At 47.9% G+C, this 21,047-nt stretch carries 25 protein-coding genes and 1 riboswitch; of the genes, 23 read left to right on the top strand and 2 right to left on the bottom strand.

What is annotated here, in order from left to right; translation table 11 throughout:
* Positions 1–229: 229 nt before the first annotated feature.
* Positions 230–760, bottom strand: coding sequence for a transposase (locus AC50YG_RS29730; RefSeq protein ID WP_338553784.1), 531 nt, complete (start codon positions 758–760; stop codon positions 230–232).
* 216 nt (positions 761–976) lie between these two features.
* On the opposite strand from AC50YG_RS29730, the gene AC50YG_RS29725 reads away from it, so the two are divergent.
* From AC50YG_RS29725 to rsmI, 10 genes are all read left to right on the top strand, one after another.
* Positions 977–1,168, top strand: coding sequence for a sigma factor G inhibitor Gin (locus AC50YG_RS29725; RefSeq protein ID WP_081418785.1), 192 nt, complete (start codon positions 977–979; stop codon positions 1,166–1,168).
* 104 nt (positions 1,169–1,272) lie between these two features.
* Positions 1,273–2,799: an aminotransferase class I/II-fold pyridoxal phosphate-dependent enzyme gene (locus AC50YG_RS29720; RefSeq protein WP_494832300.1), complete on the top strand. Its 1,527-nt coding sequence runs from the start codon at positions 1,273–1,275 to the stop codon at positions 2,797–2,799.
* A 108-nt stretch (positions 2,800–2,907) separates the two neighbouring features.
* A complete protein-coding gene (gene tmk, locus AC50YG_RS29715) occupies positions 2,908–3,534 on the top strand; it encodes a dTMP kinase (RefSeq protein ID WP_473755388.1) in 627 nt (208 codons plus the stop codon).
* Positions 3,535–3,601: 67 nt separating this feature from the next.
* A complete protein-coding gene (darA, locus tag AC50YG_RS29710) occupies positions 3,602–3,931 on the top strand; it encodes a cyclic di-AMP receptor DarA (RefSeq protein WP_099517854.1) in 330 nt (109 codons plus the stop codon).
* Positions 3,932–3,947: 16 nt separating this feature from the next.
* Entirely contained in the window at positions 3,948–4,391 is a 444-nt protein-coding gene (locus AC50YG_RS29705) for a YaaR family protein (RefSeq protein ID WP_338553787.1), read from the top strand.
* Between the two features lie 39 nt (positions 4,392–4,430).
* Positions 4,431–5,408 (top strand): DNA polymerase III subunit delta', encoded by a 978-nt coding sequence (holB, locus tag AC50YG_RS29700; RefSeq protein WP_473755389.1) that lies wholly within the window; start codon positions 4,431–4,433, stop codon positions 5,406–5,408.
* A gap of 4 nt (positions 5,409–5,412) precedes the next feature.
* Complete coding sequence (locus tag AC50YG_RS29695; protein ID WP_046234497.1) at positions 5,413–6,216, top strand: PSP1 domain-containing protein; 804 nt, start codon at positions 5,413–5,415, stop codon at positions 6,214–6,216.
* Between the two features lie 121 nt (positions 6,217–6,337).
* Positions 6,338–6,757 (top strand): initiation-control protein YabA, encoded by a 420-nt coding sequence (locus AC50YG_RS29690; RefSeq protein ID WP_445933818.1) that lies wholly within the window; start codon positions 6,338–6,340, stop codon positions 6,755–6,757.
* 121 nt (positions 6,758–6,878) lie between these two features.
* The gene (locus tag AC50YG_RS29685; protein ID WP_341282810.1) at positions 6,879–7,535 is read left to right on the top strand and encodes a tRNA1(Val) (adenine(37)-N6)-methyltransferase; all 657 of its coding nucleotides are present in this window, start codon (positions 6,879–6,881) and stop codon (positions 7,533–7,535) included.
* A 31-nt stretch (positions 7,536–7,566) separates the two neighbouring features.
* Positions 7,567–8,445 carry a 16S rRNA (cytidine(1402)-2'-O)-methyltransferase gene (gene rsmI, locus AC50YG_RS29680; protein WP_473755390.1) on the top strand — a complete coding sequence of 293 codons (879 nt, stop codon included), beginning with the start codon at positions 7,567–7,569 and terminating at the stop codon, positions 8,443–8,445.
* A gap of 120 nt (positions 8,446–8,565) precedes the next feature.
* Here rsmI and AC50YG_RS29675 read toward each other — a convergent pair whose 3' ends face one another.
* Entirely contained in the window at positions 8,566–8,820 is a 255-nt protein-coding gene (locus AC50YG_RS29675) for an AbrB/MazE/SpoVT family DNA-binding domain-containing protein (RefSeq protein ID WP_012772023.1), read from the bottom strand.
* 280 nt (positions 8,821–9,100) lie between these two features.
* On the opposite strand from AC50YG_RS29675, the gene AC50YG_RS29670 reads away from it, so the two are divergent.
* From AC50YG_RS29670 to glmU, 13 genes are all read left to right on the top strand, one after another.
* Positions 9,101–10,396, top strand: a complete 1,296-nt coding sequence (locus AC50YG_RS29670; RefSeq protein ID WP_494832285.1) for an HD domain-containing protein — start codon at positions 9,101–9,103, stop codon at positions 10,394–10,396.
* Between the two features lie 116 nt (positions 10,397–10,512).
* Positions 10,513–11,286 carry a TatD family hydrolase gene (locus AC50YG_RS29665; RefSeq protein WP_341280302.1) on the top strand — a complete coding sequence of 258 codons (774 nt, stop codon included), beginning with the start codon at positions 10,513–10,515 and terminating at the stop codon, positions 11,284–11,286.
* A gap of 184 nt (positions 11,287–11,470) precedes the next feature.
* Positions 11,471–11,678, top strand: a riboswitch (cyclic di-AMP (ydaO/yuaA leader).
* Between the two features lie 244 nt (positions 11,679–11,922).
* On the top strand, positions 11,923–13,068 hold the full coding sequence (locus AC50YG_RS29660; protein ID WP_494832282.1) for a resuscitation-promoting factor: 1,146 nt from the start codon (positions 11,923–11,925) through the stop codon (positions 13,066–13,068).
* A gap of 232 nt (positions 13,069–13,300) precedes the next feature.
* A complete protein-coding gene (gene rnmV / locus AC50YG_RS29655; protein WP_056034944.1) occupies positions 13,301–13,849 on the top strand; it encodes a ribonuclease M5 in 549 nt (182 codons plus the stop codon).
* Between the two features lie 9 nt (positions 13,850–13,858).
* Entirely contained in the window at positions 13,859–14,773 is a 915-nt protein-coding gene (gene rsmA, locus AC50YG_RS29650; RefSeq protein WP_341280305.1) for a 16S rRNA (adenine(1518)-N(6)/adenine(1519)-N(6))-dimethyltransferase RsmA, read from the top strand.
* Positions 14,774–14,876: 103 nt separating this feature from the next.
* Positions 14,877–15,767: a sporulation peptidase YabG gene (gene yabG / locus AC50YG_RS29645; protein WP_341280306.1), complete on the top strand. Its 891-nt coding sequence runs from the start codon at positions 14,877–14,879 to the stop codon at positions 15,765–15,767.
* A gap of 203 nt (positions 15,768–15,970) precedes the next feature.
* Positions 15,971–16,240 carry a biofilm formation stimulator Veg gene (gene veg, locus AC50YG_RS29640; RefSeq protein ID WP_056034935.1) on the top strand — a complete coding sequence of 90 codons (270 nt, stop codon included), beginning with the start codon at positions 15,971–15,973 and terminating at the stop codon, positions 16,238–16,240.
* Between the two features lie 174 nt (positions 16,241–16,414).
* Positions 16,415–16,603: a small, acid-soluble spore protein, alpha/beta type gene (locus AC50YG_RS29635; RefSeq protein ID WP_056034932.1), complete on the top strand. Its 189-nt coding sequence runs from the start codon at positions 16,415–16,417 to the stop codon at positions 16,601–16,603.
* A 144-nt stretch (positions 16,604–16,747) separates the two neighbouring features.
* Entirely contained in the window at positions 16,748–17,602 is an 855-nt protein-coding gene (ispE, locus tag AC50YG_RS29630; RefSeq protein WP_338553799.1) for a 4-(cytidine 5'-diphospho)-2-C-methyl-D-erythritol kinase, read from the top strand.
* 83 nt (positions 17,603–17,685) lie between these two features.
* Positions 17,686–18,516 (top strand): pur operon repressor, encoded by an 831-nt coding sequence (gene purR / locus AC50YG_RS29625; RefSeq protein ID WP_341280307.1) that lies wholly within the window; start codon positions 17,686–17,688, stop codon positions 18,514–18,516.
* A 32-nt stretch (positions 18,517–18,548) separates the two neighbouring features.
* Complete coding sequence (locus AC50YG_RS29620; protein ID WP_099521529.1) at positions 18,549–18,947, top strand: RidA family protein; 399 nt, start codon at positions 18,549–18,551, stop codon at positions 18,945–18,947.
* A gap of 129 nt (positions 18,948–19,076) precedes the next feature.
* Positions 19,077–19,364, top strand: a complete 288-nt coding sequence (gene spoVG / locus AC50YG_RS29615) for a septation regulator SpoVG (protein ID WP_020620824.1) — start codon at positions 19,077–19,079, stop codon at positions 19,362–19,364.
* 228 nt (positions 19,365–19,592) lie between these two features.
* Positions 19,593–20,993, top strand: coding sequence for a bifunctional UDP-N-acetylglucosamine diphosphorylase/glucosamine-1-phosphate N-acetyltransferase GlmU (gene glmU / locus AC50YG_RS29610; protein ID WP_494832277.1), 1,401 nt, complete (start codon positions 19,593–19,595; stop codon positions 20,991–20,993).
* The last annotated feature ends 54 nt before the right edge of the window (positions 20,994–21,047 follow it).

Raw genomic sequence — 21,047 nt, 5'->3', positions numbered from 1 at the left:
AAGCCCTCCAGCGCCGATGGTACTTGGACCGCAGGGTCCTGGGAGAGTAGGACGTCGCCAAGCACGAGAAGCCTGTCGCAGTTTGCGGCAGGTTTTTTGTTTCGTTTTTTAACAAAACCTTATGAATTTGAGTTTAAATATACATAAAAAGAAGCTGATCCTCCATTTCTGGCTGAGGGACAGCTTCTTTTTAATGATAATAAATATGATGCAGCTATGAAGAAGCAAGTTAACGGTGGTAGTACGAGGCTTCGTATTTTCCTAGACGGAGAATGCCTTCTTTTTTTTGCTTGCGGAAGGTAACGGATAATAGGAGGCGTGGAACGATGAGCCACAGATGCCAACAGATTATGCTGATCATGAGCGATTCCGAAATCCATGGATATAAGATGCCTGTCCCGCAAAGTCCTATCCAGAATAACTGGCGATGTACGCGGCGAAAAAGCTGAAGCTTAATATCGTTGGCAGGCTTAAAGCCGAACCAAGGTGGCGTGATGCCCCAGACCCAGCGGCGATCAGCTGCCTCATCCACTCGAATAAAGGTTAGCAGCAAGATAATGAGATGAATGACCTGAATGACTGCAAAGCCGAACAACCAGCTGAAAAGTCCATCTCTTCCATACATAATAAGCTGAAAAGCCACGAATATAACCGCAATAAGGATATGGCTTTGGACAAGCTCTGGCCTAATAATTTTGCGTTTAACAAGCTGGTATTGATAAATCGTTGCAGCTTGCTGCTCAGATAATGATTGACGCATCTTTCTAACATCCCTCCATAACGTTCAAGCCTGTCCTATATATATCGGTTAATTAGAGTCTTCCCGCGATAGCATACGGGTAATTTTGTATTCACCATCTGGGCTCTCGCGGCATACGATATATAAATATTTGAAATGGGCTATGAAACAAGTTTAAAAAGCTAGAATATATGCCATAATAGTAGCTATAGAGTTGGGATGAAAGGCGGGATTCGAATGCTTGAAAATCATCAGCTTCATTGTATTATATGCGGTGAGCATAAAGCCGAGGGTGAAGGAATTCGCATCGTTACTGAATTTATATGCCAATCATGCGAAATTGAAATGGTGCAAACCGACGTTAAAGATGCTAAATATCCGTTCTTTATCCATCAGATGAAGCAAATCTTCATTGAAAAAAACGCTTGAGCGAACTCTAACTATAGAATTCGCTCTTTTTTTCTTGAAATATAGGCATGTACAAATCCTTTAAAATAGATTTAATTTTATAGTGAAAGGAACGGCTATCTTTGATGCAACATGTACATGCTCCATTATATGAAATGCTGCTTAAACATACAGATTCGCAGCCGGTTAGTTTCCACGTACCTGGGCATCGCTACGGCCACGCATTTAGAGTGGATAAGCCTGAGTTGGAAGGCGAAGGGCTGGAGCCCGTTTTTATAAAAGAAATGAAAGAGACTTTTGCAGCGATTATGAAGCTGGATGTGACAGAACTGTCCGCTACGGATGATTTGCATCATCCAGAGGGGGCCATTGCCGAAGCGCAAAGTTTGGCAGCACGCTGCTTTGGCGCGGAGGAAAGCTTTTTTCTCGTGGGAGGGAGCACCTCTGGCAATCTAGCTATGCTGCTGGCTGTATGTGAGCCTGGGGATTATATTCTTGTACAGCGCAACGTGCATAAGTCAGTCATTAACGGCTTGAAGCTGGCGGGTGCCAGGGCGGTATTTATAATGCCGCAAATCGATGAACCAACAGGAATTGCGACGCAGCCTTCCCTTGCACAGGTGAAGATGACGATGGACTTATACCCGCAGGCGAAAGCTGTATTTCTCAATACTCCGAATTACTATGGGATGAGCGTGAACCTCCAGCCTTACGCTGAAGCGATTCATCAGGGTGGCATGCTGCTGCTTGTCGATGAAGCACATGGTGCCCATTACGGCCTGCATCCTGAGCTGCCAGGCTCAGCGATTGCGGCTGGTGCTGATGCCGTCGTGCAGTCCACTCATAAAACGCTCACTGCACTTACAATGGGAGCGATGCTACATGTGCAGGGGGAGCTTATTAACCGATTCGCAGTACGGGAAGCTTTAGCTACGATCCAAAGCTCAAGCCCTTCTTTTCCAATAATGGCCTCGCTCGATATTTCCCGTGCAATGATAGAGGCAGCAGGAGCTGGATGGTTTGAAGATGCGCTAGCTGCTGCGGCATATTTGCGTATGGGAATAGAAGAGAGCTGTGCGGCAATTGAGATATTAACACCGTATGCTGATAGGTTAGCAGTATCTCCTGCTTACAATCAATTAGATCCATTGCGAATTGTATTATGGGATCGAACGGGTGCGTTAAGTGGTTTTGAGATATTGAAGCTGCTGGAACAGCAGGGGTGCTGGGCAGAAATGGCGGATATGCGCCATGTCGTTCTTTTGCTGGGGATAGGCATTCAGTTCGTGGACGTGGATCGTCTTATTCAAGCCTGTCAAGCGGTAGAGATGATTATCGCTTCTAAAGGACGGGTAATAGCTGAACAACCGCCTGCAAGAGCTGGGAGCCCTCTGTTTTTGCCAGAATCGGTAGAGCCTGTTACCTTTTCGAGAGCAAGTATTGGGTCCGTGGTAAGAGTAAAGCTGGAAGGTGCGGTAAATTGTAAGGCGGCAGAGATGGTCGTTCCTTATCCGCCAGGCATACCAATTGTATATCCCGGAGAACGGCTGACTGTGGAAATTCTGGGCTATATAAAGGAGCTTGCAAGCAGTGGAGCGAAGTTCCAAGGAGCGGTAGATCCAGCCATGCAATCCATTGCAATCGTGGAATAAATATGATTAAGCGGCAAAAGCTCGTATACAAGGGAAAGTCGCTTTGTTAAAATGGAAGTAAGCATTTCGCTGAAAAATTCAGTTTCATAGATTAGGAGTTACGAACCGTTGAATAAGGGTATTTTCATTACAATAGAAGGCGGCGAAGGAGCGGGGAAAACGACACTGATTGAGCAGCTTGCGCATAAGATGCAGCAGCAGGGCAAAGCAGTGTTGACCACTCGGGAGCCGGGAGGCATTCCTATTGCGGAGAAGATCCGATCGGTCATACTGGATCGGAATCATACGGCAATGGATGCTAGGACAGAAGCACTCTTGTATGCGGCTTCAAGGCGACAGCATCTTGTAGAGAAGGTCATGCCAGCACTTACAGCAGGCAAGCTTGTTATTTGCGACCGTTTCGTGGACAGCAGCCTAGCCTATCAGGGACATGCGCGCGGTCTTGGCATGGAAGAGGTATGGTCGATTAATCAGTTTGCAATTGAAGGTGCGATGCCGCAGCTTACGATCTACATGGATGTGACGCCAGAGGTAGGTCTTGCCCGTATTGGACAATCGGATGAGCGTGAGATTAATCGGCTTGATTTGGAGGAAATCGCTTTTCATGAGCGAGTAAGGGAAGGTTATTTTATATTGCTGGAGAAGTTTCCTGAACGAATAGTCCGAGTCGATGCGAATCAGGAGCCGGATATTGTGCTCAACGATGTTTTGACCGCAATAGAGAGCCGGATCTAGCATTTTTTGGATAAAGCAGAGTTAACAGTTTACGTTTAAACGACAACAAATAATGGGAGGAATCAGGATGAAATTAGTCATTGCGATTATTCAGGATAAGGATAGCAACCGCTTGTCGAATGCGCTTGTGACAGAAGGATTTCGGGCAACGAAGCTGGCAAGTACGGGCGGTTTCCTGCGCGCTGGCAATACAACATTTATGATTGGTATTGAAGACGAGCGCGTACATGAAGTGTTTCAAGTGATTAAAACCAACTGCAAAGTGCGCGATCAACTAGTTACGCCTGTATCGCCAATCGGCGGCTCAACGGATTCTTACATTCCTTTCCCGGTAGAAGTACAAGTTGGTGGCGCTGCTGTATTCGTCGTTCCGGTAGAACGCTTTGAACATTTCTGATTGGACGTGATAACGGATGAAAATTGATCCAGGCTTTCGTCCGCTTGGGGCGAATCGCGCGAATAACGACCTAGCTTCCAAGCAGCCGCAGATGAAGAGCTTTGGCGATGTTATGGTTCAGCAGGAAGCACAGCGGACACAAGAGCAATTGCAGCAGAAGCTGCAGGACATTCATAGGCAGGGCGATCATTTATCCAGAGTGATGACGGTGCGCGAATTAAAGCTGTACCGCCAGATGGTAAAGAAATTTCTGGAGGACACCGTTAGGCGCGGTATTGGGCTTAAAGAGCTGAGAGGCTTTGACCGCCGAGGCCGCACGAAGCGCTACAAGCTGCTTGACGAGATTGATGCAGAGCTCGTTAACATGGCCGAGGAGCTGCTGGAGACCGAAGAAGGGCGTATTGAATTGCTAGCCCGAATTGGTGAAGTGCGTGGCATGCTAATTAATTTATTGTTTTAGGTCGGGAAGGCTTCGATCGAGGAAGGAATATTTGAGCTTATGAGCATGGAGCAGCTAACCGGTCAATGGAAAGCGAAGCGTATTTTACAGCATGCGCTGCAAAGCGGTAAAGTGTCGCATGCTTATTTATTTTATGGACCGAAGGGCAGTGGCAGACTGGCGATGGCGGAAGCTTTCGCTAAAGCATTATTCTGTACAAGCGGTGGAGATGATGCCTGTGGCCACTGCTTGGAATGCCGCAAGTTCGATAATAACAATCAGCAGGATATGATTCGGATCGCTCCGGAAGGTCAGTCGATCAAGATTGATCAAATTCGCGAGCTGCAGCGGGAGCTTGGGCTGCGGGGCAGCGGGGCGAAACGAAAAGTATACATGATTGAGCGAGTAGAGACGATGACGCTTCAAGCGGCGAACAGCCTACTGAAATTTTTGGAGGAGCCGCTATCCCCTGTTGTAGCGATATTAATAACCGATAATGGACAAGCTGTTCTGCCGACCATTCGTTCGCGCACACAGTGGGTGCCGTTCCTCCCGATGTCTTCCGCCGAGATGCTTCAAACGTTAACAAATGAAGGACTGCCCTCCATTCTTGCCCGCGCAGCTGTACAGCTGAGCTCAGGATTGGACGGTGCTAGGGAAATCATCCAGCAGAATCAGTTTGCAGAAATCCGAAACGTAGTGATACAATTAGGGAAGGACAGTCTGACCCGATTCACCGCGGCAATGATTACCGTCCAGCAGCAGTTCATTAAGAAGGATATTGGTGAAGATCCACAGCTGCTGTTATCTCTGTTTGTATTATGGTTTAAGGACATGATTAAATTTCAGGCCGGAAGGCAAGAAGATATTGTATATATAGATCAGTTGGAATGGATAAGCAAGCATGCATTCAGCCGGCCAGTTGAAGGCTGGGTCACTTGCATGGAGCATACACTCGAAGCAAGCAAGCGTATTCGGTCGAATGTATCTGCTCAACTCGCTTTAGAGCAATTAATGGTAAACTTACAGGAGGGCTAAATCCTTGTATAATGTCGTGGGTGTCCGCTTTAAGAAGGCGGGTAAGATTTATTACTTTGATCCAGCCCTGCATCCCGTTGACAAGGACCAGCATGTCATTGTTGAGACGGCCAGGGGGATCGAGTATGGCAAAGTAGTGGTTGGACAAAAGCAAGTCGGTGAATCGGATGTTGTCCTTCCGTTAAAGCGTGTTATACGAATCGCCAGCGACGTGGATGCGAAGGTAGTAGAAGAGAATCGTTCTGCTGCTCAAGCTGCATTCTCAACCTGTTCAGACAAAATAAAAGACCATCAGCTGAAGATGAAGCTGGTTGATGTCGAATTTACGTTCGATCGCAACAAGATCATTTTTTATTTTACAGCTGAGGGCAGGGTGGATTTTCGCGAGCTTGTGAAAGATTTGGCTAGCGTATTTCGTACCCGGATCGAGCTGCGGCAAATCGGGGTTCGTGACGAGGCGAAGATGCTTGGCGGCATCGGACCATGTGGGCGGATATTATGCTGCTCCTCATGGCTGGGCGATTTTGAGCCAGTCTCAATCAAGATGGCGAAGGATCAGAATTTGTCGCTCAATCCGACAAAGATCTCTGGTTTATGCGGCCGCTTGATGTGCTGCTTGAAATACGAGCATGACAATTATGAAAGCTCGAGAGAAGAGCTTCCAGCCATCGGCAAAATCGTTATCACTTCGCTTGGTGAAGGCAAGGTAACGGGAATCAATGTTGGTTCCAAAACTGTGTACGTGCACTTGTTTGAAGTTTCGGGGAAACCGAAGGAACTTCCGTTAGACGATGTCATTTTGAAATGACAGCATTAAGAACAATTCATAGCATGTCCAAACGACCAAGCGCAATGCTTACAGCTAAGGTGCAAGACGATGCTTGAAGCTCTGGGGTGGGAACTTGGAGAAAAAAGAGATTTTTGTTCAAATGGATCAGCTTGATAGCCAAATGGGCGAGTTTCATCGCCAAGTTGGGGATCTGAAGCTGCGAGTGAAGGAACTGCTGGAAGAGAATAAGCGGTTAAGCATGGAAAACCATCAGCTGCGCAAAATTTTGAAACGGGAAACTGTTCCGCCACAAGTGGAGGAGCCTTTGCCAGTCAAGGCAGCAGGAGCTTCAAAATCAGCTGCGGGCAAGACGATGGGGACGAGCACAAAGGTAGAGCAGCAGGCAGAAGCAGCCGATCTGTTCACCTCCGCGGAAGATGCAGCTGCATATTCCGTAGGAGAAGGGCATGATAATTTGGCCAGACTTTACCATGAAGGCTTTCATATCTGCAATGTCTATTATGGGCATTTGCGGACAGAAGGAGATTGTCTCTTCTGCTTATCCTTCTTAAATAAATAATGCAATCGGTCAACACTATGCCGTCCTTGCTAAGAGGACGGTATCTTTATGTCAAGGGAGCAGTGGGAAAGTCGTGGAAGATCAAATCAAGCTGGAAGCCAATGAACGATTGGACGATTTAATGATGGATACCGGACTGCGAATTATCCAGAGCAGGGAAGTATTCAGCTTTTCAACAGATGCGGTACTGCTTTCCAACTTCGCAAGTATTCCGAAGAAAGGAAAGATTATTGACCTTTGTACAGGGAATGGAGTCATTCCATTGTTACTGACAGGGCGGACGAAAGCGCAAATTGATGCGGTGGAAATTCAGCCTAGACTTGCAGATATGGCTAGGCGGAGCGTTAGCCTGAATGGGCTGGAGCAGCAAATTAATATTGTAGAAGCGGATTTGCGACATTTTGCAGCGAATAAAGCGATTTATGGAACTTATGATGCGGTGACGGTAAACCCGCCTTATATGTCGGCTGAAGCAGGCGACTCTAATGAAAATGAGCATTATGCGATTGCCAGGCACGAGGTGCATGGTACCTTGCAAGATATTGTTGAAGCATGCTCAAGACTTGTGCGTCCAGCTGGAAAGGTCGCTATGGTTCACCGCCCATCACGCTTTGTAGAAATTATTGAGACGATGCGCAAGTATAAGCTGGAGCCGAAGCGGGTACAGTTCATTCATCCGAATAAAAATGGCGAAGCGAATATGGTGCTTATTGAGGCTATGCGCGATGGAAGACCAGAGCTGAGACTGCTGCCGCCGATTATGGTATATGATACTTAGCCTAGTGGAATGCTAGAAGGAGGGCTCAACAATGTTTGTGCAAAAAAGCTTTAGCGGGCCGCAGCAAAATGGTGCCGGGACGTTATATTTAGTCGGAACACCAATCGGAAACTTAGAGGATATGACCTTTCGCGCGATTCGCACGTTGAAAGAAGTTGATCTTATAGCTGCCGAGGATACGAGACAGACACGTAAGCTTCTTTCCCATTTTGAAATTGCTACACGCCTTGTCAGCTATCATGAACATAATAAGCAAGCGAGTGGCACTGAGCTTATAAGATTACTGCAAGAGGGCCAATCCATTGCTCTTGTAAGTGACGCGGGGCTGCCTGCTGTCTCCGATCCCGGTGCGGATTTAGTAGCCGAGGCGGTAGAGCAGGGTATTTTTGTCGTTCCGATTCCTGGTGCAAATGCGGCCTTGTCGGCTTTAATTGTATCCGGCTTGCCAACGGAGCGTTTTATGTTTGCTGGATTTCCGCCGCGCGAGAAAAGGTCGCTTGCGAAGTGGCTGCTTCAGCTTCATGCACAGGAAGGCACCTTGATGCTGTATGAGTCGCCGCATCGCTTACGGAAGACACTGGAGGCCATACTGGAGCATCTGGGAGATCGCCGCATCGCGATGGTGCGGGAGCTGACGAAACGTTTTGAAGAAATGGCGCGTGGGACAGTAACGGAATGTATCGCTTGGATTGAGGAAAATCCGCCTTTAGGGGAGTACTGTCTTATAATAGAAGGAAGTAACTCGGATGAGAATACGGGGGAACTTGCTGCCGCTTGGTGGGCGGAGCTGAGCATGGAAGAGCATGTGCAGCATTATGAAGCAGAGCTTGGGCGTAAGGACGCGATTAAAAAGGCCGCTACAGATCGTGGTCTATCAAAACGTGATGTTTATAATGAAGTAAACCGCTAGAAAAACAAAAAATAGAGAAAAAAAAGACCTTCCTGGCCGGGTTCTAGCGCAGGAAGGCAATAAGGAGTATTAAAAGGTTAGAATTAACTAGTTGAATAAGGCTATTATAACCTATTTTTTTTATTTTGTCACAGGTGAAGGCATTTCTGATAAACAAATGTGACAAACAATTTTTCCTTTGAAGTAAGATACGTTCTCAGCGTTACCACAGAAGATACAAGCTGGCTCGTATTTCTTCAACATAATGCGCTCGCCGTCTACATAAATCTCTAGTGCATCTTTCTCTCCAATACCAAGCGTACGGCGAAGCTCGATAGGAATAACAACGCGACCTAATTCATCAACCTTACGGACAATACCTGTGGACTTCATCATAATAATTTGTTTCCCCTCTCATCAAAAAGTGTATTCGTCACTTTTCGACATAGTTTCTCTTTTTATGTCTACTATAATACCAACGTTTCCCATAATAGTCAACTGAAATTATTGAAGCAAATTGCAGCTACTAAGGGAGTTTGACTATATAGTAAGGTCATATTACTCTTACTATAGAATACAACAGCTTCGACATTTTGGAAACTGTTTTGCGACATTCTTCGACATATTTTTTACTTTTTTATGTCGAACCAGAGAACAAAAGGAGTTGATTTGTTGAATGAACCGACAGCTATCGGAAGAAAAAGTTTTTAAGGACCCTGTTCATAAATATATTTATGTCCAGGATCAGACAATATGGGATTTAATCAACACGAAGGAGTTTCAAAGATTACGGCGTATACGGCAGCTTGGAACCTCTTATCTCACTTTTCATGGCGCTGAGCACAGCCGATTCTCCCATTCCCTTGGTGTGTACGAAATCACTAGAAAGATTATTTCGCAATTCGAGCGGAATGGTTTTCCCGGCTGGCCGCAGGAGGAGCGGCTATTGGCGCTTTGCGCTGCCCTGCTGCATGACGTTGGTCATGGGCCATTTTCCCATTCGTTGGAGCAAGTATTCGATACCCATCACGAGCAGTGGACCTGCAGCATTCTGCTTGAGGATACCGAGGTCAATCGTGTACTACGAAATGTAGCAGACGACTTTCCTGAACATGTAACAGCTGTTATTAATAAGACATATCCAAATCCAATTGTCAGCGGGTTGATTTCCAGCCAGCTTGATGCGGACCGTATGGACTATTTATTGAGGGATGCCTATTTTACAGGCGTTAATTACGGCAACTTTGACCTGGAGCGTATTTTGCGCGTGCTCCGTCCTATAGATGGAAAGATCGTTGTTAAAGAAAGCGGCATGCACGCCGTAGAGCATTATTTGATGTCCCGCTATCAAATGTATTGGCAAATTTATTTTCATCCGGTGACAAGAAGCTCGGAAATCATCCTTAGACAAATATTTCGTAGAGCGAAGGAGCTTTATGAGGGTGGCTATGCTTTTGGCTGGATGCCGGAGCCGCTCAAACGGCTGCTTGACGGGACAATTGACGTTAAACAATATTTGAAGCTGGATGAGGCCTATTTGCAGACGGCCTTTACAGAATGGGGCGACGAGGGCGATGAGCTGCTCGCAGAGCTATGTGATCGTTTTCTGACGCGTCGCCTCTATAAATACATTATGCTGGATAAACCGGATATTAGCCTCTTTAATGAAGTAAGACAACAATTTGCAGCGATCGGATTGAATCCGGATTACCATATGGAAATTGATTTTCCATTTGATCAACCCTATGATGTGTATCAGCCTGATACGAAAAAAGGCGGAAAAGAGGAAAAGACGCCGATTTTGTTAATGGACGGGTATGAGGCTGTCAGTGAAATTTCCACGAAATCCGACATCATTCGTTCCATCACCGGGCTTCATCAGGGCCAGTCCCATTTGTATTATCCGGAAGAGAAGCTGCGTGCTTCTGCAGATCAATTAAGCGATAAAGTACGAAAGTTATTTAAAATATAGGAAAGTATTTGATTTTGCTATACTTTCTCTATATTTCTCGGACTGAAACGCGCCGCCAAAGGACGGCTTTCGACCGTTTCACCTTAAACTATAATATAGAAGGAGTTTGCTGAGCTATGATTTCTTTATTCGACACACACACGCATTTGGACTCCCCACATTTTGACGAAGACCGCGAAGCCGTTATCGAAAGAGCGCGTGCAGCAGGGGTGGATTTAATGGTCAATATTGGCTTTAATAGGGAAACGATTCCAACTACGCTTGCACTTGCAGAAAAATATGATTTTATATACGCCGCGGTCGGCTGGCATCCCGTTGACAGCATTGATATGCTGCCAGAGGATCTTAATTGGATTGAGGATTTGTGCTCTAATCCTAAAGTGGTAGCCATTGGCGAAATCGGACTGGATTACCATTGGGATACGTCCCCTAAGGACGTACAACACCGTGTATTTCGCGAGCAAATTCGATTAGCCAAAAAGCTGAAAAAACCAATTATTATTCATAATCGCGATGCTCATGAGGATGTTGTCAAGCTGCTGAAGGAGGAAAATGCATCTGAAGTCGGAGGCATTATGCATTGTTTTTCCGGCAGTCCAGAAACGGCTCAAAAATGCCTAGATATGAACTTCTATATTTCGTTCGGTGGACCGCTTACATTCAAAAATGCAAGGGTGCCAAAAGAGGTGCTTGCGATGGTTCCGAGCGACCGAATTTTGATCGAAACGGATGCCCCATATTTGACCCCTCATCCATTCCGTGGGAAACGAAATGAGACGTCTTATGTGTCGCTCGTTGCGGAAGCGGCAGCAGAAATATTAGGAAAATCGGTGGCCGAAATCGCCAATTTGACGACCGAAAACGGTAAAAAATGTTTCGGAATTGAGTAAAAACGGCTATAAAAGCGAGAATAAGTGACCTTTACGGCGATAAAACTAATTTTTCATGCTGAAATAGACTCTCTTTTCCGTAAATATCCTAAAATTTCGCTTAAATCGGTTTTTATCTGATCTTTACAATTAGGCTCCGATGAAGGTATGATTCATTTCAGAGCTTTAAATTTTTGTATTGGATTTCCAGTTTGCGCTTAATCTTCGAACTTTGGAGAGCGGGGGAACCAGGCACGATGCTGTGAGGAAATTGCGGATCACATTGCACGGGCACTTGAATTTCTTCTAGGGGTGAATTTGGCGGGGATTGCCATGAGCATTCTTCCGACGATAGGGCAGCTCTCTTGCCCGAACCCGACAGCTAACCTCGTAAGCGTTTATAGAGAGTGATCAACCTCGTGCATCCACCATTCCTGAATAGTCTATTCGACGTTCCCAGGAAGCCACGATACAGATCCTCTGTCGACGGGCTTTCTTTTTATTTTTGAATATTGGGTAAACCGTCGTCATAGGGTAAATCTAGGAGGTTGCAGAGGAAATATACTGGAGCGTGCTAGAAGCACGCCAATATACTATAGTCGCGTCAATGGTATCATGCGTAATTCGACGGCGGGGCTATGAAGGAGGACCGATGAAGTGGGCATTATTCAAGCAAGTGAGACCCATGGGAAACGATCATCCAGCATGTCTTTCGCATTGCGATGGAAGCGTGAAAACTTGCGTTTGATTCTTTTGAGTACTACGATCTCAATCGCTATGACTTTCATGTTTTTGGTGTTGTTGTACGGATCGGCTGACAAAAGCGTATCCGTAGTAGTGAATGGACAAGAAACTGTTGTTTCAACGAAACAATGGGTCCTGCAACGCCTACTGGATGAACAAGCTATTACAATTGGCCCGCATGATGAGGTATCTGTACCTCTGAATACGGCAGTAAAGGAAGGGGACCGCTTTGAGATTAAGCATGCGGTACCGCTACTTGTAAAAGCTGATGGCAAGACATCAACGGTGTACACGACAGAGAAAACCGTGCAGGCAGCGATAAAGAAATTAAATATTCCTGTTGAAGATGATGATAAAGTATTACCTTCGCTTGGCTCGGGCGTCAGCGCGGATATGACCGTAACGGTCATTCGCGTCGATACGAAGCTAGGCAAGTCGTCCAGCACAACACCGTTCACCATTGTGAAGAAGGAAGATCCGAACCTGGAAGTAGGCAAGGAAAAGGTTGTGCAGACGGGCAAAGAAGGCGTCGTAACGATCAAAATTGAGAAGCAGTTTGAAGATGGCGTGCTTGTCTCCAAGAAAGTAGTAGACAAGGTAGTTGAATCGGCTGCGGTTAATCAGGTCGTTGCAATCGGTACGAAAAAGCCGGAGCCTAAGGTTACTGTGCTGTCCACAGCGACAACCAGCAACAATGTAACGGTAGACGGCACCACGCTCACATCCAAAAAGGTGCTTAGCAACGTCACCTTGACGGCTTATTCAGCTGGCTTAGCTTCGACGGGCAAGAGCGAAGGCCACCCGGATTACGGTATTACGGCTTCTGGTGCTAAAGTATCGGAAGGACGGACGATTGCCGTTGACCCGGATGTCATTCCACTCGGTTGGTGGGTGTACATCGAGGGTATTGGTTTCCGCCGCGCTGAAGATACCGGAAGTGCGATCAAGGGTAATAAGATCGATGTGTATTTTGACAGTGAAAAGCAAGCTAATCAATTCGGGAAGAAAAAAGGTTTTACCGTCTATGTGATTGGTCCTAATAAGCCATCGCTTAGCTAATTAGCATCAGTTCTTTATGGATTGTGCTCTAGTTTATCGCAATTATAAGCTAAATATGACAGGTTACGGAAGAGGCCTTGCCTCTTCTTTTTGTTTGCGTAAGATTCGCTTGAATAGCTAATTGGGGGTATAATAAAACAGACGCGAATGAGCGGGTTGTTGTTGCAGCAATCGCCCATTTTTTTGAAATATATGCATGGATAAGTTTCCCTTTGCGAAAGGATTGTTCGATGTGATCAAGGAAATGATTGTAGTAGAAGGCAAAGAGGATACGGTGGCGATTAAGCGGGCCGTTGAAGCCGATACGATTGAGACGAATGGATCGGCCATTGGTGAGGATGTGCTGCGGCGCATTGCGCTGGCACAGGAGCGCCGTGGCGTTATTATATTTACAGATCCGGACCATGCAGGAGAGCGTATTCGCAAAATCGTCGCTCAGCGCGTACCGGGCTGCAAGCATGCTTTTTTACCGCAGGAGCTGGCCTCCTATAAAGGGGATATCGGCATTGAGAATGCGGCTCCTGATGCAATCAGGCAGGCGCTCTCGGAGCTGCGGACAGAAACGGCTGAAAGCGTGGGGGCCATTACTTGGGATGATTTGATGGCGGCTGGCTTAATCGTGCATGAGGAAGCGGCGAAGCGGCGGCTGGTTATGGGCAAGCTGCTGGGAATCGGCTACGCTAATGGGAAGCAGTTCTATAAGCGCTGCACAAGCTTCTGCATTACGCGCGAGGAGTTTGAGAAGGCGCTGCAAGCCATGGAACAACAGGAACAGGGGTGACGAGGGCGTATGACGGAGCAACAAGGGTTGAATAAAAGCGCGGTTAAGACCGCAGAGGTAGCCACGCCTAAACGGACGAAGGAAATAATTGCAAAGTACGGGTTTTCCTTTAAGAAGAGCTTAGGACAAAACTTTCTCATTGACCAAAATATATTAAACAATATAGTCAGTGCAGCTGAGCTTGACGAGACAAAAGGGGCACTTGAGATCGGCCCTGGTATCGGAGCGTTGACGCAGCGCCTTGCGGCAGTTGCGGGTACCGTAACTGCTGTGGAAATCGACAATCGGCTTATTCCGATTTTGCATGATATTTTCGAAAACGAGGCGAATGTGGGCATCGTGCACGGCGATGTGCTCAAGCTAGACCTGAAGCAGCTGTTCGAAGAGCGTTTCAGCGGCGTAACGGGCGTCAGCGTCGTGGCGAACCTGCCTTATTACGTGACGACCCCAATTCTGATGAAGCTGCTGGAGGAGCGCCTGCCGCTGGAAAATATCGTCGTCATGATCCAGAAGGAAGTCGCACAGCGGATGGCAGCGAAGCCGGGTGGCAAGGAATACGGCAGCCTGAGCGTGGCTGTGCAGTATTATTGCGAGCCTAAGCTCGTCTGTACAGTTCCTCATACGGTGTTCATACCTCAGCCGAATGTAGACTCGGCGGTTATTAAGCTTGCGCTGCGGGACAAGCCGGCTGTTGATGTGCCCGATGAGGCACATTTCTTCCGCATTGTGCAGGCCAGCTTCGCACAGCGCCGCAAGACGCTCTACAACAATTTGACGGCGCTTGTGGGCAAAGAACAGCGGGAGGCGTTGACAACGCTGCTGCAGGGGCTTGCGATCGATCCTGCGCGGCGGGGTGAAACGCTGTCGCTGGAGGAATTCGCCAAGATCAGCCGCGCATTTTTGGAAGTGGGCTGGAGAGGCTAAATAAAGATGGGCGCCGCCGGGCAATCGCTCCGGGGCGCCCGTTTGATTTTTCCGCACACTACACGCCATTTGCCCATAGGATAGACGAAGAGGTGATTTACCTATGGAGCAAGGGGAGCTGGTCGTCCGCAAATCGTATGGCGGTGACGTGCTATTCCGCGTAGAAGCTGTTCGAACGGATCATGCCCTGTTGAAAGGCACGGATTACCGATTGCTTGCGGATGCACCGATTCCTGATTTATCGGTTGTTCGCGATCCAAAGAAAGAAAAAGCTACGCAACTGGTCCGAGTGAAAGTAAATGACTCGCTAAGCCGCATACGTCAGCAGCATGAGCAAATGGCCGTTCAGGTGAAGGCGGATATTCGGCATGCGATGCCACAAAGCCAGCCTTTCTTCGAGGTGCCCGGCAAAGTGCTGCATTTGGACGGTGACGGCAATTATTTGCGTAAAAGCATGCAGCTGTACCAGACGATGAACGTACCGGCGCATGGCGTGCATGCGCATGAGTCACAGATGGCTGATTTGCTTTATCGGCTGCTGCCTCAAGTGAAGCCGGACATTGTGGTCATTACGGGGCATGACGGCGTGCTAAAAACAAGGCTGGAAGCAGATCTGCACAGCCTGAGCAGCTATAAAAACTCGCAGAGCTTCTATAACGCGGTCCGCGTAGCGCGGGATTACGAGAAGAATCGCGACGGCCTTGTCGTCATTGCAGGAGCGTGCCAGTCGCATTTTGAAGCGCTGCTGCAAGCCGGCTCGAACTTCGCAAGCTCGCCCGGGAGAATTTTGATTCATGCGTTAGACCCGGTATACATTGCAATCAAAGCAAGCTATACGTCCATACGCGATACCATTAACCTGGCAGATGTCATTCATGGCACGATCAGCGGTATTGATGGCGTAGGCGGCATTGAGACGCTGGGAAGGTACCGCATTGGCTTGCCAAAGCCTAAAATTAAGGCAGCAGAGTCATCCTTGCAAAGCATTTCTTAACAAATGGCCGAGTGCAGTTGAGACTCGCAACCGTTCTCGGCTCCATTGATTTCATAATTTTTCGATAAATTATTCATGGAATGATAAAAATGGATGAAAACACCGTTGACAATTAAATAAGTTGACTGATATAATATTTTGCTTTGTTTGACAACCCCTCTCCATTTTGTTATAATGGACAAGGAAAGAGGTGGTAGTGGACAATGGCAAAAAATGCCCTACTGGATATAAAACGCAATTTGGAAGCTCATGTGGGCTCCAAGATTCGTCTGCGAGCAAATGGCGGTCGTCGTAAGACCGTTGAGCGCACCGGTGTGTTGGAAGAAACCTACCCTTCTGTTTTCATTGTTAAACTGGATCAGGAATCGCAGTCATTCAAGCGTGTTTCCTACAGTTATGCGGATATACTGACGGAGTCGGTGGAAGTGACCGTATGCAATGATGAAGGTCAAGTCCGAATTACCCAGACATAACATCAGATCTATAGATGCCGATAGGCTATACTAAACGCGGAGACGAAAGTTCTTCGCGTTTTTTTTCATTTTCCAAGCTGGAAGCGGTCGGTTGGTGGTCAAGCGTATAGGGCGGCTAGGTTGTCGCATACTAAGGGGGCATAACCAATTCAGCAGCAAGGGAGGACCTCACGCATGAGCCGTAGAAGACGCAGTGTAATGTCCGAGGAATTGAAGTATGAGCTGGCGAAGGATCTAGGTTTTTATGATACGGTACAAAAGGAAGGCTGGGGCGGCATACGCGCCAAAGATGCTGGCAATATGGTCAAGCGGGCGATCCAGATGGCGGAGCAAGCCGCGGCAAATGGAATCAATCGGCCTTAACTGGGCACCTGGAATGCAACGCAAAAACGGCAATAATCGGCTAAGAGTCGCCGCTCTGTATATAAGCGGCAGGACTCTTAGCTTTTCTTCTGCCCGTTTGCTATAATATTGGATAAGTTAATGATAGGAACGGGAGAGCTTAGGATGAAAATTTATGAAAAAGCTCCGGCTAAAATCAATTTGTTGCTCGATGTGCTTCGCAAGCGTGAAGATGGCTTCCACGAGGTCGAGATGATCATGACGATGGTAGACCTTGCAGACCGTCTCGAAATGCAGGAGCTGCCGCGCGACACGATTATCATATCGAGCCAGGCCGGCTACATACCTTTAGATGAGAAGAACCTGGCGTTTCAGGCAGCGCGGCTTATTAAAGACCGCTATGATGTGCGTAAAGGTGTATATATTCATTTGGACAAAAAGATTCCGGTTGCCGCTGGCCTTGCCGGCGGCAGCAGCGACGCGGCAGCAGCCCTTAGAGGGCTGAACAGGCTGTGGCAGCTGAACATCCCTGAGCAGGAGCTGTGTACGCTTGGAGCGGAGCTTGGCTCTGACGTACCGTTTTGCGTAACGGGCGGGACTGCCATCGCTACCGGACGCGGCGAGCGTCTGGAGCCGATCGAAAGTCCGCCGCAGTGCTGGGTCGTCCTTGCGAAGCCCCCAATCAATGTTTCCACCGCAGACGTGTACGGCAAGTTTCGGGTAGCGGGCATTGACCAGCATCCGTCTGCTGCCGACATGGTGTCAGCTATTCAGCGCGGTTCCTTCGCCGATGTGTGCGGGGGACTTGGCAATGTGCTGGAATCGGTAACGCTTGATCTATATCCGGAGGTGCGCCAGCTCAAGGAGAGCATGATTCGTCTCGGAGCGGATGGCGTGTTAATGTCAGGCAGCGGGCCGACGGTATTCGGGCTAGTATCGAAAGAAGGTAAGCTTCCGCGTATTTATAATGGGCTGCGCGGTTTTTGCAAGGAAGTTTACGTGGTAAGAATGCTAACATAAAAGTGACGTTTTCCTTGATTAAATCCGTATAAAAATGTTATATTAACATTATAATATTCGGATTTTAGCAGGGGGAGAATTCCTTGAAAAAGTTAAAACGCAGCGCAAGACTGGTAGAGATGACGCAATACCTGCTAAGTCGCCCACATACGTTAATCTCGCTAACAGCTTTTGCGGACCGCTATCAGTCAGCCAAATCGTCCATTAGCGAGGATCTGGCGATCATTAAAGAAGTATTTGAAGAAGAGGGCATTGGCGAGCTTAACACCCTTGCGGGCGCCGCAGGCGGCGTAAAGTTCGCACCGAAGATGCATGCCTCTGATGCACGCGACATTATGAATAATATTTGTCGTCAGCTGGAGCAGCCTGAACGGGTGCTCCCTGGCGGTTATTTGTATATGACGGATATGCTTGGCCAGCCTGAGCTGCTGGCTGATATCGGCCGCATGTTTGCGACCGCTTTTGCCGCTAGGAAAATTGATGTCATTATGACGGTAGAGACGAAGGGCATCCCGCTCGCTTACGCAACGGCTGCCTGCCTGAATCTGCCCGTCGTTATCGTACGCCGAGATAATAAGGTGACGGAAGGCTCTGCGGTTAGCATCAATTACGTCTCTGGCTCTAATAAACGCATTCAAACGATGTCTCTTGCTAGGCGCGCACTTAAGGAGCAGTCCCGCGTGCTTATTATTGATGACTTCATGAAAGCAGGCGGCACCATTCAAGGGATGATGGATCTGCTCTTTGAATTCAAGGCGACCGTTGCCGGCGTTGGCGTCTTTGTAGAATCGGGCGAGGTGGAGCTCGAAGAACGACTGCTTGAAGATTATGTGTCGTTAGCGAAGCTGACGGCCGTAGATTTGAAGACCAAGCAGACGACGGTCATACCAGGCAATTATTTTCGCACAGAATAACGATTATAACTAAAGAAGGGTTGGAATAAATGATGTCACAGCATTTAGAACCGAAGGTTATTGCAACAGATAAGGCGCCTGCCGCTATCGGACCTTATTCACAAGCGATTCAGCTTGGGGGACTTCTTTTTACATCGGGGCAAATTCCGCTTAACGCAGCTGGCGAGCTTGTGACGGGCGATATTACGGTGCAGGCGAACCAAGTATTCCGCAACCTGGAGGCTGTGCTTGCCGAAGCGGGAGCAACACTGCAAAATGTAGTGAAGGCAACCGTCTTTATGAAGGACATGAACCAGTTTGTGGCGATGAATGAAGTGTATGCTTCTTACTTTGGTGACCACAAACCAGCACGTTCGGCAGTAGAAGTAGCAAGGCTTCCGAAGGATGTCCTTGTCGAAATTGAAGTGATTGCAGCGATTCCTGTCGAATAGCGTCAGATAAAATTCAAATAGAAAATTTTTTTAAAAATATGCATGTTTTTTCCAAAATAGGAGAAGGAATTGGCACAAAAATGTGGAATATTACACCAAGTCCCAGATAGGCAAAGGTGGTGAACACAAGTGCAAATTACTGATGTAAGACTCCGCCGTGTCAATTCGGAAGGTCGCATGAAGGCTATTGCTTCCATCACGATTGACAACGAATTCGTCGTTCACGATATCCGTGTAATCGACGGAAACAATGGAATGTTTGTTGCAATGCCGAGCAAGCGTACCCCCGATGGAGAATTCCGAGATATCGCTCATCCGATTTCTTCGACCACTCGGGAGAAAATTCAAGCTGCCGTACTCGCTGAGTACGAGCGCGCTGCAACGGAAGAAGAAGTGGCCATTGAAGAGGGTGCTTAATAGCAGCTTCGTTAGAGGGCAAAAATCAGTATCTGCATGAAGAGATAAGGGGGCCAAGGGGGCTCCCTTTTCTTTTTGCCCAAGATGGGATATATTCTTGTAGATAGATGGATGCGGCAGGCCATATATATAATAGGACAACAAAGATTCAGAGCCTGGTAGAGAAAAGCGGTTTTCATGTTGCAGGCGCTTGTGCTCACTAGACTTTTAACTTGGGAGGAATAGCAATTGAAAGTAATGGCGATTGTGCTTGCAGCAGGTCAAGGCAAGCGGATGAAATCCAAACGATATAAAGTGCTTCATCACGTATGCGGCAAACCGATGGTAGGCCATGTGCTGGATACGGTAAAACAGGCGGCTAGCGAGCGGACGGTTGTCATCGTTGGCCATGGCGCAGAGATGGTTAAAGCTTATTTGGGCGAGCAGGCGGAATATGTGCTGCAGGAGCAGCAGCTCGGTACGGGCCATGCGGTGCGTCAAGCTGAAGCGCTGATTGGCGCAGAAGACGGCAAAACGATCGTTATTTGCGGCGATACGCCGCTGGTGCGTGCAGAGACGATTCAGGCGATGCTGGCTTTGCAGCAGTCGAGCGGAGCGGCGGCAACGGTGCTGACGGCTTCTTTCGTTGATCCGACAGGCTATGGACGAATTATTCGCGGCGAGAGCGGCGAGGTTGAGAGAATCGTCGAGCAGAAGGATTGCACGCCAGAGGAAGCAGCGACGAAGGAAATCAATACGGGTACGTACGTGTTTGATAACCGCAAGCTGTTCGAGGCGCTTGCCAAGGTAACAAGCAATAATGCCCAAGGCGAGTTTTATTTGACTGATGTCATTGGCATTTTCCGCCAAGCAGGCGAGTCCGTTCAAGGCTATTGCACAGAGGATACGGCGGAAGCGATCGGCATTAATGACCGTGTAGCGCTTGCTGAAGCGGAAGGCTTGATGCGGGCGCGCATTAACCGCAAGCATTTAATTGAAGGTGTTACGATTATTGATACAGCATCCACTTATATAGAAGCAGATGTGCAAATTGGTGCCGACACGGTTATTTACCCAGGCACGGTGCTGCGCGGTTCTACGGTTATTGGCGAGGATTGCATCATTGGGCCAAATGCGGATATTCAGGATTCAGTCATCGGAGACGGCGTTAGCGTTAAATATTCGGTTATCGCCGAATCAGAAGTCGGAAATAAAAGCTCGGTTGGGCCATACGCGAATTTGCGTCCCGGCTCCAAGCTGGGCGAAGACTGCAAAATCGGCGATTTTGTCGAGCTGAAAAATGCTACGCTTGGCGACGGCAGCAAGGTATCGCATTTGAGCTATGTGGGCGATGCAGTAGTCGGTAAAGACGTGAACATCGGCTGCGGAGCGATAACGGTCAATTACGACGGCTTCAATAAGTCGGTGACGGAAATTGGCGATGGCGCCTTTGTCGGCAGCAACGTTAATTTAATTGCTCCAGTGAAGATTGGCGACGGCGCTTTTGTCGTTGCTGGCTCGACGATTACAAAGGATGTGCCAGCAGGCGATCTAGCGGTTGCGCGTGCCCGTCAGGAGAATAAGGAAGGCTACGCCGAGAAGATTCGTAATCGTGCGAAAGCGAAGAAGGATAAGAGCAAGAAGGGTTAATTATATATCACGGCGAAGCGAATGCTGCTTCTAAAGCTGCCCTAAAAAAGGAAG

The sequence above is a fragment of the Paenibacillus sp. J31R34 genome (genome assembly GCF_059383715.1).
The sequence above is the reverse complement of the archived record's forward strand: the minus strand, read 5'-3'. Positions and strand labels throughout refer to the sequence as shown.